Origin of the sequence: uncultured Flavobacterium sp., from assembly GCF_951805225.1 — a bacterium.
In the GTDB taxonomy this organism is placed as follows: Bacteria; Bacteroidota; Bacteroidia; order Flavobacteriales; family Flavobacteriaceae; genus Flavobacterium.
The window spans coordinates 2,790,372-2,804,985 of record NZ_OX638201.1 but is presented as its reverse complement, the minus strand read 5'-3'; the positions used below and the strand labels follow the sequence as shown (position 1 = coordinate 2,804,985).

The 14,614-nt window shown below is 34.2% G+C and carries 12 protein-coding genes and 4 tRNA genes; 10 read left to right on the top strand and 6 right to left on the bottom strand.

Annotated elements, in window-relative coordinates; all coding sequences use genetic code 11:
- Positions 1–19: 19 nt before the first annotated feature.
- Together WN975_RS11090 and WN975_RS11085 are read right to left on the bottom strand one after the other, a co-directional pair.
- Positions 20–619, bottom strand: coding sequence for an NAD(P)H-dependent oxidoreductase (locus WN975_RS11090; protein WP_337966585.1), 600 nt, complete (start codon positions 617–619; stop codon positions 20–22).
- Positions 620–927: 308 nt separating this feature from the next.
- Entirely contained in the window at positions 928–1,914 is a 987-nt protein-coding gene (locus WN975_RS11085; RefSeq protein ID WP_337966584.1) for an aldo/keto reductase, read from the bottom strand.
- A 118-nt stretch (positions 1,915–2,032) separates the two neighbouring features.
- On the opposite strand from WN975_RS11085, the gene WN975_RS11080 reads away from it, so the two are divergent.
- A complete protein-coding gene (locus WN975_RS11080) occupies positions 2,033–2,878 on the top strand; it encodes an AraC family transcriptional regulator (protein WP_099708730.1) in 846 nt (281 codons plus the stop codon).
- Between the two features lie 97 nt (positions 2,879–2,975).
- On the opposite strand, the gene WN975_RS11075 is transcribed toward WN975_RS11080, so the two are convergent.
- The 4 genes from WN975_RS11075 to WN975_RS11060 all read right to left on the bottom strand — a co-directional run bounded on the left by WN975_RS11075 (position 2,976) and on the right by WN975_RS11060 (position 6,064).
- Positions 2,976–3,443, bottom strand: coding sequence for an RES family NAD+ phosphorylase (locus WN975_RS11075; RefSeq protein ID WP_337966583.1), 468 nt, complete (start codon positions 3,441–3,443; stop codon positions 2,976–2,978).
- Positions 3,443–3,943, bottom strand: a complete 501-nt coding sequence (locus WN975_RS11070) for an antitoxin Xre/MbcA/ParS toxin-binding domain-containing protein (protein WP_121329653.1) — start codon at positions 3,941–3,943, stop codon at positions 3,443–3,445. Before WN975_RS11070 ends, WN975_RS11075 begins: the two co-directional genes overlap by 1 nt.
- A gap of 110 nt (positions 3,944–4,053) precedes the next feature.
- Positions 4,054–4,815, bottom strand: a complete 762-nt coding sequence (locus tag WN975_RS11065) for a C40 family peptidase (protein WP_337966582.1) — start codon at positions 4,813–4,815, stop codon at positions 4,054–4,056.
- A 70-nt stretch (positions 4,816–4,885) separates the two neighbouring features.
- Entirely contained in the window at positions 4,886–6,064 is a 1,179-nt protein-coding gene (locus WN975_RS11060) for an acetyl-CoA C-acyltransferase (RefSeq protein WP_337966581.1), read from the bottom strand.
- A gap of 239 nt (positions 6,065–6,303) precedes the next feature.
- On the opposite strand from WN975_RS11060, the gene WN975_RS11055 reads away from it, so the two are divergent.
- From WN975_RS11055 to WN975_RS11015, 9 genes are all read left to right on the top strand, one after another.
- Positions 6,304–6,387: transfer RNA gene (locus WN975_RS11055), tRNA-Ser, on the top strand.
- 144 nt (positions 6,388–6,531) lie between these two features.
- Positions 6,532–6,606, top strand: a tRNA-Pro gene (locus tag WN975_RS11050).
- A 32-nt stretch (positions 6,607–6,638) separates the two neighbouring features.
- A tRNA-Arg gene (locus WN975_RS11045) sits at positions 6,639–6,712 on the top strand.
- A gap of 271 nt (positions 6,713–6,983) precedes the next feature.
- Positions 6,984–7,057, top strand: a tRNA-Arg gene (locus tag WN975_RS11040).
- Positions 7,058–7,121: 64 nt separating this feature from the next.
- Complete coding sequence (locus WN975_RS11035; RefSeq protein ID WP_337966580.1) at positions 7,122–7,376, top strand: GIY-YIG nuclease family protein; 255 nt, start codon at positions 7,122–7,124, stop codon at positions 7,374–7,376.
- 453 nt (positions 7,377–7,829) lie between these two features.
- On the top strand, positions 7,830–8,426 hold the full coding sequence (locus WN975_RS11030; RefSeq protein ID WP_337966579.1) for a sigma-70 family RNA polymerase sigma factor: 597 nt from the start codon (positions 7,830–7,832) through the stop codon (positions 8,424–8,426).
- Positions 8,427–8,638: 212 nt separating this feature from the next.
- Complete coding sequence (locus tag WN975_RS11025) at positions 8,639–9,679, top strand: FecR domain-containing protein (protein WP_337966578.1); 1,041 nt, start codon at positions 8,639–8,641, stop codon at positions 9,677–9,679.
- Between the two features lie 225 nt (positions 9,680–9,904).
- Positions 9,905–13,219 carry a SusC/RagA family TonB-linked outer membrane protein gene (locus WN975_RS11020; RefSeq protein ID WP_337966577.1) on the top strand — a complete coding sequence of 1,105 codons (3,315 nt, stop codon included), beginning with the start codon at positions 9,905–9,907 and terminating at the stop codon, positions 13,217–13,219.
- Between the two features lie 11 nt (positions 13,220–13,230).
- Positions 13,231–14,601: a RagB/SusD family nutrient uptake outer membrane protein gene (locus tag WN975_RS11015; RefSeq protein WP_337966576.1), complete on the top strand. Its 1,371-nt coding sequence runs from the start codon at positions 13,231–13,233 to the stop codon at positions 14,599–14,601.
- Positions 14,602–14,614 lie beyond the last annotated feature (13 nt).

The following is a 14,614-nucleotide window of genomic DNA, read 5'->3' as shown; positions in this document are numbered from 1 at the left end:
AATTGTGAAAAGTTAAAGGTTAAAAGTTAAAAGTTTTTTCTAAGTGCTTTGTGTAATTTTCCTTAAAAATGCTAATGTTTTCGGCAGTTGCACCTTTTTCAACGTCATGAAAGTGGAAACCGTCCAGTTTTTCCATACCTACAAATTTATTCATTTTATGGAAACCAAACATAGCTCCGTCATCTACAGATGTTTCTTCGAAGAATTCTCCCGGAAGTGTAAAAGCTGTTGCGGGCGCATTCCAACTTGTGGTTAGCATATATTTACGTCCGTGCAACATTCCGCCAGTTCCGTAATTGATGTCAGGATTTACTCTGCTTCTTCCGTCGCTTTTGTAGATTCCTTTTTGGTGTCCGGCAGTAAAAACGTCGTCGATGTATTTTTTGAAAAGGTTTGGCAATTGAAACCACCAAACTGGTGTGTGATAAATTACTGCATCTGCCCAAACGAATTTTTCTACTTCTTCGTCTAAGTCGAAATCTTGTTTGATGTCAGTTGTTTTGATTTCGTAATTTTTACTTTTTAAGTATTCGATTGTCCAATCGGTAACGGTTTCATTGAATTTCCCACCTGAATGTGCGAAATTTTGACTTCCGTTGATGATAAATATTTTCTTCATAATTGTAATGTTCTTATGTATTCGCGATTTTGTGTGAGGGATAGAAGTGAAAATCCTTTTTTATAAATTTTTTCTATTTATAAAAAAGATTGTAACGAATAGCCCGACCCGCTTTTTCTGCGGGTCACACCCAAATTATTTTTATTTAATTTTTGAGATTTTTTTTTAAACACATAGAGACATAGATTTTTTCTTTTCTGGGAAAGGGAATTGAAAGAAACTTGTTTCTAATACATAGCTATGTTTGTTAATGCGAGTGAAACGCCTTTTGTAAGATTGCTAAAACTATGTTTCTATGTGTTTAAATATTATTTTAATTTTGAAATTGCCTGATTAATGAACTCTAATTCAGAAACAGATAGATCAAAATCTAATGTTTTTGCGTTTGAAATGGCTTGTTCTGCGTTTCTTGCACCGGCTAAAACTATTGTAATTCCTTTTTGTAAAGTTGTCCAACGTAATACTAATTGTGAAATTGAAATGTGTTTTGCGTTTGCTAATGAACTTAATTCTTCGACCAAAGTTTTTACTTTTTGAAGATCAAACTGACCGAAATATCCGTTTCTGTGATCGTTGTCTTTTAGTTTACTGTCGGTGAAATATTTTCCGGTTAACAAACCTCTTTCCATTGGACTGTAAGCAATGATTCCGATGTTTTCTGCAATTGTAAGCGGAACTAAATCAGTTTGAATTGCCTGATTCAACATACTAAAAGGTACTTGATTTGAGGCTAATTGTATTGTTTTTTGTGCTTCTTTAATTTGTTCGGCACTATAATTACTAACTCCGGCTGCTCTGATTTTTCCTTGCTGAATCAAGGTTTCTAAAGCTTCCATTGTTTCGTGAATTGGAGTTGTAGCGTCTGGCCAGTGAATTTGTAATAAGTCGATATAATCTGTTTGAAGGCGTTTTAAGCTTTCTTCGACTTCTTTAATGATATTGCTTTTTGATGCGTATTTATAAACCGGGATTTTTTTTCCGTTGTCTTCGGCATCAAAAAAGAATTCTCCTTTTCCTTGATTGCTTCCGTCCCAAACTAAACCAAATTTGGTTAATAATTGAACTTTTGAACGGTCTTTTGATTTTAAAGCTTCGCCAATCATTTCTTCGCTTAATCCAAATCCATAGAATGGAGCGGTGTCGATTGTGGTTACGCCGTGATCGATTGATGCGTGAATTGAGTCGATTGAATCTTTCTTTTCGTTTCCGCCCCACATGTTTCCGCCAATGGCAAATGCACCGTATGTAATAGTTGATAATTCAAGTTCAGTATTGCCTAATTTTCTATATTCCATAATCTTATGTTTTAATGCTTAAAAATTTTTTGGCAAAATTATACCATTTTTAAGACTGTTAAGTTGTATATATTTGTCTTTTTTATGTAAATTTGTAGCCGAATTAATAAAGTGCATTATGAAAAAAGAAAATTTATACGAGCCTTTTACGGTTTCTTTTGAAACGCTGGATGAATATCCGGATGTTGGAGATCGTCATAATTTCTTTGAATTGGTTTATATTTTAGGTGGAACGGGAAGACAATGTATCAACAAAAATATTTTTGAATATGATGCTGGACATTTGTTTTTATTGACGCCTGAGGATTGTCATAATTTTACAATTGAGACCAAAACAGAGTTTTTCTTTTTGAGATTTAATGATATTTATTTGAAGAATTCGAGTTTGCAGAATGAGAATATTCAGCGTTTAGAATATATTCTGCAAAATGCAAATCATCAGCCAGGTTGCATTTTGAAAAATCACGCCGATAAATGTCTGGTAAAAGTTATGGTTGAAGCGATTATTCGCGAACATCAGGATAAAGATGTTTATAATAAAGAATTGATTCAGCAATTGGTGAATACTTTGATTATTGTGGTTGCCAGAAATATTGCTAAGTATTTGCCGGAACAGGTAAATATTGGTTGTGAGGCTAAAGCGATGGATATTTTGCAATATATTCAAAATAATATTTATTATCCGGAACGAATCAAAGCGGAATCGATTAGTGATTATTTTGGAATCTCAAATACATATTTAGGACGTTATTTTAAGAAACACGCTAATGAAACGATGCAGCAATATATCAGTAATTATAAAACAAAACTGATTGAACATCGTTTGCAGTTTAGTGATAAACGTATTAACGAAATTGCATATGAATTTGGTTTTACGGATGAAAGTCACTTTAATAAATTCTTTAAAAAGCAAAGAGGAAATAGCCCATCTGAGTTTAGGAAAGTAATAAGAATTAGTGCATGATGATGGCACGCGGATGACACGGATTTTGGCGGATTTTTTATTTTTTACCACAGATTATCCGGATTAAAATGATTTTAATCTGTGCTAATTTGTGAAATTAGTGTTTAAATCTGGAATCAAAAATCATTTTTTTGGTGCTTATAACTTTAATTCTTGAAGCATCTTCATGATTTGGATTGATCAAATAATTAAATTCCTGAGGTACAATACTACTTGGAACTTTTAGTATTGCAGTTTCATTATAATATACAAAATCATCACCAATGGTTTGGGTTATTAATGATGGTGGTTTTGAATTCCAAATATCCGGTAAGTCTTTTATGTTTACTTCCTGAATCAAAATATCGTCCGGAATTTCAATTTCTACATAAAAACGATCAGAAGGTAAATCTTCGCTTAAATCTAAATGCACAGAAACCTCAAGTGTAGCCAAAGCTCTGCTATCAGCCGTATAAACTATTCGTGTGTTCAGACTATTCCAGCGATAACCTTCGGTCATTGAAGCTCCAATTCCGGTTAGGGTAGTGGTGAGGTATTTTTCTCTTTCGATTCTAAATACTATCATTACGCCAGATTTCCGAATTCTAATCTATTAAGGCTAAATTTTACCTCGTTGATTCCTGTCATCGTATCGAGCATATTTTCAGGTGTGCTTCCGCCAATAGAAAGGTTTGGTTTTTTTAGCCATCTTTGAAATTTTTCTTCTTCATGGTTAAAAACCTCTAAACCGTAATCTATTAATTCGTTTATGAGGATTACAAGTTCGCTGTCTCGGCTGTCTAGTAATAAATGTTCGCTTTTTTTCTTGTTGTAAGTGGTTTGTGGAATGCCTACAATTGCTAAAACTGATTTTACGGGATTGTTCAGTCGTCGGCTAATTTCTTCGATTGAATCGTAAGGAATACCAGATCTGATAACTCCTACGCGCTCCAATTTATTACTCCAACTGTATTCCTTTCCACCAGAATAAAGTGTAGATTTTCTGATAGATATGACTTTTCCAGAGGCATTATCAATGCTTCTTTGAGTGTCAAAAGGTTTTGTTTTTGGTGCTAATTTCGCCATGATACAACTGATTTGTTGTAAATATACAACAATTTTGCTGTTCGGCTAAATAGTTTATTTAAAAATTAACAAAGCCTGGTGTAATATTTTTTCTAAATCTTGGAAAAGAATTAAATAATCTTCTTGATTACGCGCAAATTATGGGTGTGTTTGTTGAGTTCCGGATTATAGATTCCTAAATGATCTAAACGGTCAATGCGTACTTTTCCACTTGCGTGAATGATGTAATTATTGTCCATTATAATACCTACGTGAATGATGTTTCCTTCGGCATTGTCAAAAAAGGCTAAATCTCCTGCTTCGCTTTCTTCAATAAAACTTAAAGGTTCGCCTTCAAGAGCTTGTTGTGAAGCATCACGATGAATTTTATATCCGTTTAGTTTGTAAACCATTTGGGTTAAACCCGAACAGTCGATTCCAAAAGGTGTTTTTCCGCCCCAAAGATAAGGTGCGTTCAGATACATAAAAGCGGTATTTACTATTGCGCTTTTAGGTTTTAAGCCACTTGTTTTTGTGCCTTCGAAATCAAAGTTTGCAGTGTTGATTTCACTATTATTCAAAAATGATAAAGATGCACCAAGCGGAATTGGTAATAATAAATTTTCAGGCGCACTGATATAATCAATCAAATCGGCATTAAGGATAATGGCGTCATTGCTTAATTGCTTGTAATTTGCCTCAGAAATAATTTGATATTGTTTAGAATCTACCCAACCTTCGTAGTCATCGAATTGTATTTTTATTCGGGCCCATTGATTTTGGCGTTCTAAAATCTCGATGTGTTCACCAAACAAAAGTTGTGTAACGATTTCACTTCTGTCACTTGGCTCAGATCGAACGGGTACTATGGCTAGATTGCAAATTCCGAACATTTAGGGTAATTTATTAGTTGAAAAAATTAGGAGTTATTTCATTTAAAAATAACTCCTAAAGATATATTGTTTAAGCTCTTTCGATAACAATTGCTGATGCTCCACCGCCACCATTGCAAATTGCAGCAGCTCCGGTTTTAGCATTATTTTGTTCTAAAACATTAAGTAAAGTTACGATGATTCTCGCTCCCGAACATCCAAGAGGATGTCCTAAAGAAACTGCACCACCATTTACGTTTACTTTATCGTTATCAAGACCAAGGATTTTTGAATTGGCTAATCCAACAACTGCAAATGCTTCATTGAATTCGAAATAATCAACATCGCCAATTGCGATTCCTGCCTTGTCTAAAGCTTTTGGTAATGCTTTTGCTGGACTCGTAGTAAACCATTTTGGTTCTTGAGCAGCATCTGCATAACCTTTTATGTAGGCTAGAGGTTTTAATCCTAATGCGATTGCTTTTTCTTCAGACATTAAAACTAAAGCAGCAGCTCCATCATTGATTGTTGAAGCGTTTGCGGCTGTAACGGTTCCGTCTTTTGTAAAAACAGCGCTTAAAGAAGGGATTTTATCTAATTTTACATTAGTGTATTCCTCATCTTTAGAAACAATAACTGGTTCGCCACGTCTTTGTGGAACTTCTACAGGAACAATTTCGTTGTCGAATTTTCCGGCATCCCAGGCTTTTGCACTTCTTTCATAAGATTGAATAGCAAAATTGTCTTGTTCTTCACGGCTAATGTTGTATTCAGTTGCACATAAATCAGCGCAAACTCCCATTGCGTTGTTATCGTAAGCATCTGTCAAACCATCTTTTTGCATTCCGTCAAGCATAGTTGCAGGACCAAATTTAGTTCCGCCACGCATTTGTACATAATGTGGAATCAAACTCATGTTTTCCATTCCTCCGGCAACTACAATCTCAGCATCGCCACAAGCGATTGCCTGAGCAGCAAACATAACAGCTTTCATTCCTGAAGCGCAAACTTTGTTTACTGTTGTTGCAGCAACCTCATTAGATAGACCGGCAAAAAGTGCAGCCTGACGTGCTGGCGCTTGTCCAACTCCGGCTTGAACCACATTCCCCATGAATACTTCATCAACTAATTTTGGGTCAAGGTTAATTTTTTGTAGTGCTCCTTTTATAGCGGCAGCACCTAATTTTGGTGCGGGTACGGTAGATAAACCTCCCATGAAACTTCCGATAGGTGTTCTAACGGCAGAAACGATAACAACTCTTTTGTTCATTTTCTGTTAATATTAGTTAATCAAGCAAATTTACTCTTTATTTGAATAAATTCAAATTTTGGGGCAATTCGATTGGATTTTAAATTTAATATCAATTTTTTGTTAATTCTATTTGTTTGATTGTTAAGCGGTTTAAAAAAAAGATTAAAAAAAGTGAAAAAAAAGCGCTGAAATAGTTGTGAGATATGGAATGTTGTCTTACATTTGCAACCGCAAAACAGAACACGTTTCTTGAGCTTGGAGAGGTGCCAGAGCGGTAATGGAGCAGATTGCTAATCTGTCGACGAGTAATCGTCGCCAGGGTTCGAGTCCCTGTCTCTCCGCATAATAATTTGCTTATTGGGTATTGAAGAAATTCGATTATCGTGTCAAAAGCACAGAAAGAATTTTCGGGGTATAGTGTAGCCCGGTTATCGTGTCCCGATTAAGATCGGGAAGACCACAGATACAAATCTATAACTAAAGCTCGGGGTGTAGCGTAGCCCGGTTATCGCGCCTGCTTTGGGAGCAGGAGGCCGCAGGTTCGAATCCTGCCACCCCGACAAAAACTTTGCCATAAAGTTTTAAAACAAATGGACGCATAGCTCAGCTGGATAGAGCACCTGCCTTCTAAGCAGGCGGTCGAAGGTTCGAATCCTTCTGCGTTCACATCAAAAGCCATTCAAACGAGTGGCTTTTTTGTTTTATCAAGAATGGACGCATAGCTCAGCTGGATAGAGCATCCCGATTTTGAATCGGGACGGTCATAAGGTTAAGTTTTACAATAAATGGACGCATAGCTCAGCTGGATAGAGCATCCCGATTTTGAATCGGGACGGTCAGAAGGTTAAGTTTTAGAATAAATGGACGCATAGCTCAGCTGGATAGAGCATCCCGATTTTGAATCGGGACGGTCATAAGGTTAAGTTTTACAATAAATGGACGCATAGCTCAGCTGGATAGAGCACCTGCCTTCTAAGCAGGCGGTCGAAGGTTCGAATCCTTCTGCGTTCACTACAAAAAAAGCCACTCAAACGAGTGGCTTTTTTTGTTTAAAATAATTTAAACAAAAAATGATATGAATTTTTTCTACGTTTTGTTCTCAAAGACATTAAATCAATATTACATTGGTCACACATCCGAAGGTTTAGAAGAGCGATTACGTAAACATTTATCGAATCATCCAGGATTTACAGGAAAAGTGAAAGATTGGATTGTTATTTATTTTGAAGAATTTGAAACGAAATCATTGGCTTATAAACGTGAATTAGAAGTCAAGAAATGGAAAAGTAGAGTACGAGTTGAAAAACTGATAAATGAATCGAAGAAATAGCTAAGCTGGATAGAACATCCCGATTTTTAATCGGGACGGTTGAAGGTTCAAAATTTCTGTTTTTATATTTAACCCCATTGATTTTAAGGGGTGTTTGTTTTTTTTGTAGCTTTTGGTGTCTGTTACTCCACTCAGAATATGTGATAGTGCTATTTTTTATCACAATAAATAGTTTTTTATTCTGATGCAAAATGTTTTTTTGTTCAATTTTATTGCTAAAAGTAACGAGATAAAAATAAAGCAAATTATTTAGTCATAGAAGCTGTAAGATTTAGCTTTAAAATTTTGAGTAGGCCACTAAACTATATATAATAATATTACGTATATTTTTGAAAGTTATAGTATTCATTGATTAAAAAATGTCAAAATCACATTTTTGATACTTTTTATAGAGATAGATTATAGAAGTCTTAGAAAATTAATAATATTGTAAAATCTAATAATCACTTTTATATGGCTTCAAATTCTAATCTTGACGAAAATAAACTTTTGTTTGAATTGTCTCAGGGAAATGAAATAGCCTTCACAACTTTATATAATCGATATAAAAATGTCGTTTACTCATCTGCTTTAAAAATTACTAAATCCAAAACGCTTTCTGAAGAGGTGGTTCAGGATGTATTTATGAAAATTTGGCTTAGAAAAGAAGAATTAAAAGATATAACAGATTTTGAAAGTTATCTTTTTATTTCGGGTAGAAACCAAATTTTTAATATGATTAAAAAAATAGCGAGAGAAGATACTTTTAAAAGTGATCTAAAACATACTGATTCTTCATTTAACGCAACTGATTCTTTTTTAAAAGATGAGCAGTATAATGTACTTTTAAGTCAAATCTTACTCAAACTTCCTCCTCAGCAACAAAAAATATATCAAATGGCTAAAGTTGAAGGACTCAGCCATCAAAAAATTGCAGAAATACTTGATATATCACCTTTAACTGTAAAGAAACATATGGCGCAGGCTTTAAAGCTAATTCGGTTGCAGCTTGCCCGTCATATCAATCTTGTCATAATAAGTTTTGGTTATTTTTTTACTCAAAATATATAGTGTAATGTATGGTTTTTGAGATGAATACTCTTTTTGTTTAAAATAATTTTACTTTTTTTTAACTTTAGACTACTCCTTCTCCTCTTTTAAATTGTCTTTATAATATACGGGCTTCATAATCTCTAACATGAAAACTTTTTTTTTCAATTTTAGAAATATTGATATTAATTGCCTGAATAGATAAAAACCTACTATAAAGTAATTATAAAGAGATGCAAAAAGAAGAATTCGAAAAATTATTTGATCGTTATCTGCAAGGTGAACTTTCAGATCAAGAATTGGAACAATTCATGCAAATTGTAAAAACCGATCAATATGATGTTTTTATAAAAGATGAAATTTATACTTCATTAAAAGAAAATGAGGTTTCAGATTTTATGGACGAGAAGCAGGGAGAAATTATTCTTAATAGAATTTTATCCCAATCTAAAGACGAATCAAAACTAATAACTTTTTCTCCTGAAGGAAGAAATAGAAAAAAGACACTTCGTATTCTTTTTGCAGCGGCAAGTATCGCACTATTTGCAGCTATCGGCAGTACTTTTATTTTTAAATCAAACCCTGTAGTTCCTACTCAGGTTGAACAGCAGACTGTGGCGGAAGAAAGTGCATTAATTGCTTTCAGCGGAAAACAATTAATCCATTTACCTGACGGAAGCACTGTTCTTTTGAATGATAACAGCAGTCTGGAATATAACAAGAACTCTTTTGATGATAAAACCCGTGAAGTAACACTTACCGGTGAAGCTTATTTTGATATTCATCACAATGAAAAAAAGGCTTTTATAGTGCATACCGGCGAGGTTCAGACTAAAGTTTTAGGTACAGCTTTTAATATTAATGCGCGCAATTCGTCTACAAATATTGAGGTTACCGTTACACGAGGTAAAGTACAGGTTGGTGACACTAAGAAAGTATATGGAGTAATTACACCTAACCAACAGATTAAAGTGGATAAAAACACCTTGAGTTTCGAACAGAATAACGTAAGTGCTGCTGTAGTGACACAGTGGAAAAGCAATTACCTGATTTTGGATGATATTAATATGGAAGAAGCAGCAGCGCTTATTGCCCAAAAATATAAAGTGAAAATTTCATTAAATGAAAATATTAAAAATTGCAGAATAACTGCCAGCTTCTTAAATGATGAAGATTTGGATCACATTCTAAAAGTAGTCTGTAGTGTTATTGAAGTCAATTACCACTATACTGATTCAGGATCGATCATCTTGGAAGGAAAAGGCTGTCAATAAAAACAGATTCTGAAAAATTAAAATAAAAAATAACTTAAAACAAAAAAGCCTATAAGTACATAAAAAAAAACCATCTGGCTTCTGACCCCAGATGGCGAATATTTCTAATAATTAAAATCGAACTAACCATTAAAAACATGCAAATTTATGAAATTACGCTGTAAAACAACCATGTTTGACAGGGAAAAAAAATCATCTTTTTTCCACTTGTCAAAAAAAACCATTATGATCATGCGCATCAGTTTATTCCACATTTTCTTATTGACCTGCGGCGCTCCGATGGTCTTTGCGACCGAAATGAGCAGTCAGAATTTAGAATCAATATCCGTTGATATAGAACTTCATAATCAGGATATTAAAACTTTGTTTAAGACAATAGAAAATAAAACAGGATTGCTGTTTGCTTACCAACCTCAGATCATAAAAGATTTCCCGAAGGTTAACACTCCAAAAGGACGCAGAAGTGTGAGTGATATTTTGAATATTGTATTTCAGGGCAGTAATTTAGTTTACAAACAGGTAGACAAAAATGTCGTGATTTATAAAAAGGAGAGTGTTAAGAATGAAGTGAACACATCCAAAAAAGAAGATCGGGAAGATGTAAATTACATGCTTACAGGAAAAATCCTCGATGAAAAAGGTCAGCCATTACCAGGAGTAACCGTTATGCTTGTAGGAGGTAACAAAAGTGGAATTTCTGATTTTGACGGTCAATTTTATATTGAATTACCTTCTGGTAAACATGTACTTAAAGTGTCTTATTTAGGATATAAAACACAGCAGATTACAGTTGAAAATCAAGTTTCGATTACCATTAATATGCAGCCCGATTTGGCCAAATTAGATGAAATCGTAGTTATTGGTTACGGAACAACTACCAGAAGAACTTCGACAGGATCTGTAGTTAAAATTACTGCTGAAGATATCGAAAAACAACCCGTAACTAATATTTTACAAACGCTGCAAGGAAGAGCTCCCGGAGTTTTTGTAACACAAACTTCTGGTTATGCAGGAAGTGATATGAATATTAGTATTCGAGGAAGAAATTTTATTGCGGGAAATAATTTACCTCTTTACATTGTAGATGGTGTGCCATATATTGGAGATGATATCAAAGAACAGGTTCAGGATCAAGATGTTATTAGGGGCGCTCAAAAATCGACCAGTCCTTTGAATATTATCAACCCAAATGACATAGAAAGCATTGAGATTCTGAAAGATGCAGATGCAACAGCAATCTATGGTTCAAGAGGTGCTAATGGTGTAGTTCTTATTACCACTAAAAAAGGAAAAGCCGGGAAAACCGAGTTTACGATAACGACTAATTCTGGAGTTTCTGAAGTAGCTCACATGGTAAAAACATTAGGCACACCAGCTTATCTGAATATGTTGCAAACAGCTTTAAACAACAATGGCGATGTTGCTGATGTTGATAGTAATGGTATTGCTATTACTGATTGGGATCCGAACGCTCAAACCAACTGGCAGAAAAAACTAATAGGCGGTACAGCTAATTTTAATAATTATTCAGCTTCTTTAAAAGGCGGTAATGAGACAACAAACTTTCTTTTAAGCGGTGCTTATCATAAAGAAACTACGGTTGTGCCGGGAGATTTCAGCTATGACAAATTTTCTACTAACTTTAATATTAATCACAGTACTCTTGATAAAAAATTAAAAATTGGAGCTTCTGTAATTTTTGCAGCAGATAATAATAAACTGCCATTTTTTGATATCACAACTTATGCAGTAGGTACTGCTCCAAACCGTCCTTTGTATAATGCAGATGGCAGCTATTACTGGTCACCGGATTATTTTAGCGATATAAATCCGCTTGCAGCTTTAGAAAAAAGAGTAGAGGATAAAGGAATAAACTTAATAACAAGTTTGAGCCTTCAATATGAAATTGCAAAAGGATTTTCTTTTAAAACAGATTTAGGATACGGACGTGCTCAAATGCAAACGAAACAGTTCATGCCTTCATCTGCAATAAATCACGCTTATGCTGAAGCAAACGATATGAGTTTAAATTTTCAAAGATCATATACTGTTTCGACTAATAATACTAATAATTTTACTGTTGAGCCTCAGCTTAATTATACAACAGAATTATGGAAAGGAAACTTAACCGCGCTTGTTGGAGGTTCATGGCAAAACAGAAAGTCTGAAATGCCTTCTTATGTGGGTTCAAGCGGTTATAGTTCAGATAATTTAATTGGAAATCTGGGAACTGCAGAAAATATAACGGCTACAAACGGAAGTATAGAATATAAATACATTTCTCTTTTTAGCAGACTTAACTATAATATTGCTAACAAATATATCCTGAATATTAACTTTAGAAGAGATGGTTCATCACGTTTTGGAGCTAATAATCGTTTTGGAAATTTTGGATCTGTTGGTGGTGCGTGGGTTTTTACTCAGGAAAATTTCTTAAAAAATGCTGACTGGTTAAGTTTTGGAAAACTGCGTTCTAGTTATGGAGAAATAGGAAGCGACGAGATTGGAGATTATCAATATGCTGAAACTTTTGACACTCGTAATTATGGAAACGGAAATGCTTCGATGGCTGCAGCCAGAATTGCAAACCCTAATATCAAATGGGGATTAACAAAGAAATTTGAAGTTGCACTTGATTTCAGTTTCCTAAACGATCGTATTTCTTTGACTACTGCGTATTATAAAAATACTTCGAGTAATCAATTAGTAAACTATACTCTTAGTGCTCAGGCAGGATTTACGACTTATACGGCAAATTTACCGGCTAAAGTTGAAAATCAAGGATGGGAATTTACGCTTGGTACAACAAACGTTCGTACTAAAAACTTAAACTGGTCGACCTCTTTTAATATTTCAACAAATTCAAATAAATTACAATCATTCCCAGGTATAGAGTTTACGAGTTATTACTCTCAATATGTTGTTGGAAAACCTTTGGGCGGCAGATACTTGTATAATTTTACAGGTGTAAATGCTAATGGTATTGCTCAATTTGAAGATGTAAACGGAGATGGCAGAATCTCTAGAGGATTTGCTGAAACTGGCATTGGAGACAGAAAATATTATGGTCCTACATATCCGCAGTATTATGGCGGTATTTCGAATACTATTGCTTATAAAGCTTTTACACTTGACTTTTTGTTTCAATTCGTAAAACAAGATGGTAGTACTTTAATGTCTTCAACCGGAGGACAGCCAGGTTATCCTTACTCAACTGCAAATTTTCAAGTTGATGAATATAATAATTACTTAGCACAAGGAAATGTTTTAAGTTCAGGTTTCCAAAATAGTTTTTTTAATTATATAGGATCAAATGCTTCAATTGTAGACGCATCATATATAAAACTTAAAAATGTAAGTGCCTCTTACCAAATTCCTTTGGATGAAGCTACTAAGAAGTTTTTACAAAGTGTTCGTGTTTCAGTACAAGGACAAAACTTAGTGACTTTTACTAAATACAAAGGACTTGATCCTGAGACACAAGGATTGGCTTTGCCACCATTACGCACAATAACTTTTGGAACACAGTTTACATTTTAAATCTAAAAAACATGAAAAATATTTCTACTAAATATATATCTATATTTTCGTTTTTTCTTTTATTAGGACTTACGAGCTGTGATAATGCTTTGGATGTTGATCTTCCAAGTAATCAATTATCATCAAAAACGGTGTATGCTTCAGATCCAACTGCCGAGGCTGCCGTAAATGGAATCTACCAAAGTATGGTTGCAGATTTTTATTATAACAGAGTACATTCTGTTCTTGGAGAAACATCTGATGAATTAGTACCCAGAACAGGTATTGCAAATGTTTTCAGCTCTAATGAAATCCCTGAGACTGACGGAACAATAAACACTAATTGGGGTGAATTGTATAAAGTGATCTATAACGCCAACAACGTTATTGAAGGAATTAGTAAAAGCACTACACTTAATGCTGCTAAAAGCAAAAACTGGATTGCCGAAGCAAAATTTTTAAGAGCCTATTCTTATTTTTACCTGACCAATCTTTGGGGCAATGTACCTTTAGTATTAACTACAAATGTAGATGTGTCTGCATTGTTGCCACAATCTTCGCAAGAAGTAGTTTATGCACAAATTGTACTTGACTTAACAGATGCTTCAAAAGATCTTCCAACAGATTATAAAAACTATAAAGGCGAAAGAATCAGAGCTACAAAATGGGCTGCCGAAGCTTTATTAGCAAGAGTAAATCTTTATTTAGGAAAATGGTCTGACGCTGCTGCTCATGCAACTGCAGTAATCAATCAAAGTAGTTCTTATAAAATAATTACGAATCTTGAACATAATAACAGTCCGTTTATTTCAGACAATGACGAAGCAATTCTTCAAATACCATATTTTAATGTTGATTATACTTATGAAGGATCTTCAGTATTTACAACCGGTGGTACTTTATTATTAAGAAAAGGCAATGCACTTTTTGAAAGTGGTGACGCCAGAAAAACCAATTGGACAATCGATATTAAAGATAGAAATGGAGTATTTTTAGGAATTGCACCATATAAATATCAAAACGGTTTTGATTCTTCTCCTATAGAAAGATCAACTTTATTAAGATTAGCGGAACTTTATTTAATAAGAGCCGAAGCCAGAGTAAAATCAAATGATATTACCGGAGCTCAGCAAGATATAAACGTAATTAGAAACAGAGCTTTGTTGGGATCTACCACTTTAACAGATTCAAATCAATTATTAGATTTAATTGCACTGGAAAGACAACGTGAGTTTTTTGCAGAAAACGGACACCGTTGGCTGGATCTTAAAAGAACTGGAAAACTTGATGAAACACTCTCTGTTTTATCTGATAAAATCTGGAAAAGCTCAGATAGTTTATATCCAATTCCAGAAGAAGCTATTCGTTCTAATCCCTTCTTAATCCAAAATTCAGGATACTAATATTAAAGTAACG

Excerpts from the sequence above, each read along its gene's own strand:
- WN975_RS11090 (WP_337966585.1), bottom strand. The coding sequence starts at position 619 with ATGAAGAAAATATTTATCATCAACGGAAGTCAAAATTTCGCACATTCA.
- WN975_RS11085 (WP_337966584.1), bottom strand. The coding sequence starts at position 1,914 with ATGGAATATAGAAAATTAGGCAATACTGAACTTGAATTATCAACTATT.
- WN975_RS11080 (WP_099708730.1), top strand. The coding sequence starts at position 2,033 with ATGAAAAAAGAAAATTTATACGAGCCTTTTACGGTTTCTTTTGAAACG.
- WN975_RS11075 (WP_337966583.1), bottom strand. The coding sequence starts at position 3,443 with ATGATAGTATTTAGAATCGAAAGAGAAAAATACCTCACCACTACCCTA.
- WN975_RS11070 (WP_121329653.1), bottom strand. The coding sequence starts at position 3,943 with ATGGCGAAATTAGCACCAAAAACAAAACCTTTTGACACTCAAAGAAGC.
- WN975_RS11065 (WP_337966582.1), bottom strand. The coding sequence starts at position 4,815 with ATGTTCGGAATTTGCAATCTAGCCATAGTACCCGTTCGATCTGAGCCA.
- WN975_RS11060 (WP_337966581.1), bottom strand. The coding sequence starts at position 6,064 with ATGAACAAAAGAGTTGTTATCGTTTCTGCCGTTAGAACACCTATCGGA.
- WN975_RS11035 (WP_337966580.1), top strand. The coding sequence starts at position 7,122 with ATGAATTTTTTCTACGTTTTGTTCTCAAAGACATTAAATCAATATTAC.
- WN975_RS11030 (WP_337966579.1), top strand. The coding sequence starts at position 7,830 with ATGGCTTCAAATTCTAATCTTGACGAAAATAAACTTTTGTTTGAATTG.
- WN975_RS11025 (WP_337966578.1), top strand. The coding sequence starts at position 8,639 with ATGCAAAAAGAAGAATTCGAAAAATTATTTGATCGTTATCTGCAAGGT.
- WN975_RS11020 (WP_337966577.1), top strand. The coding sequence starts at position 9,905 with ATGATCATGCGCATCAGTTTATTCCACATTTTCTTATTGACCTGCGGC.
- WN975_RS11015 (WP_337966576.1), top strand. The coding sequence starts at position 13,231 with ATGAAAAATATTTCTACTAAATATATATCTATATTTTCGTTTTTTCTT.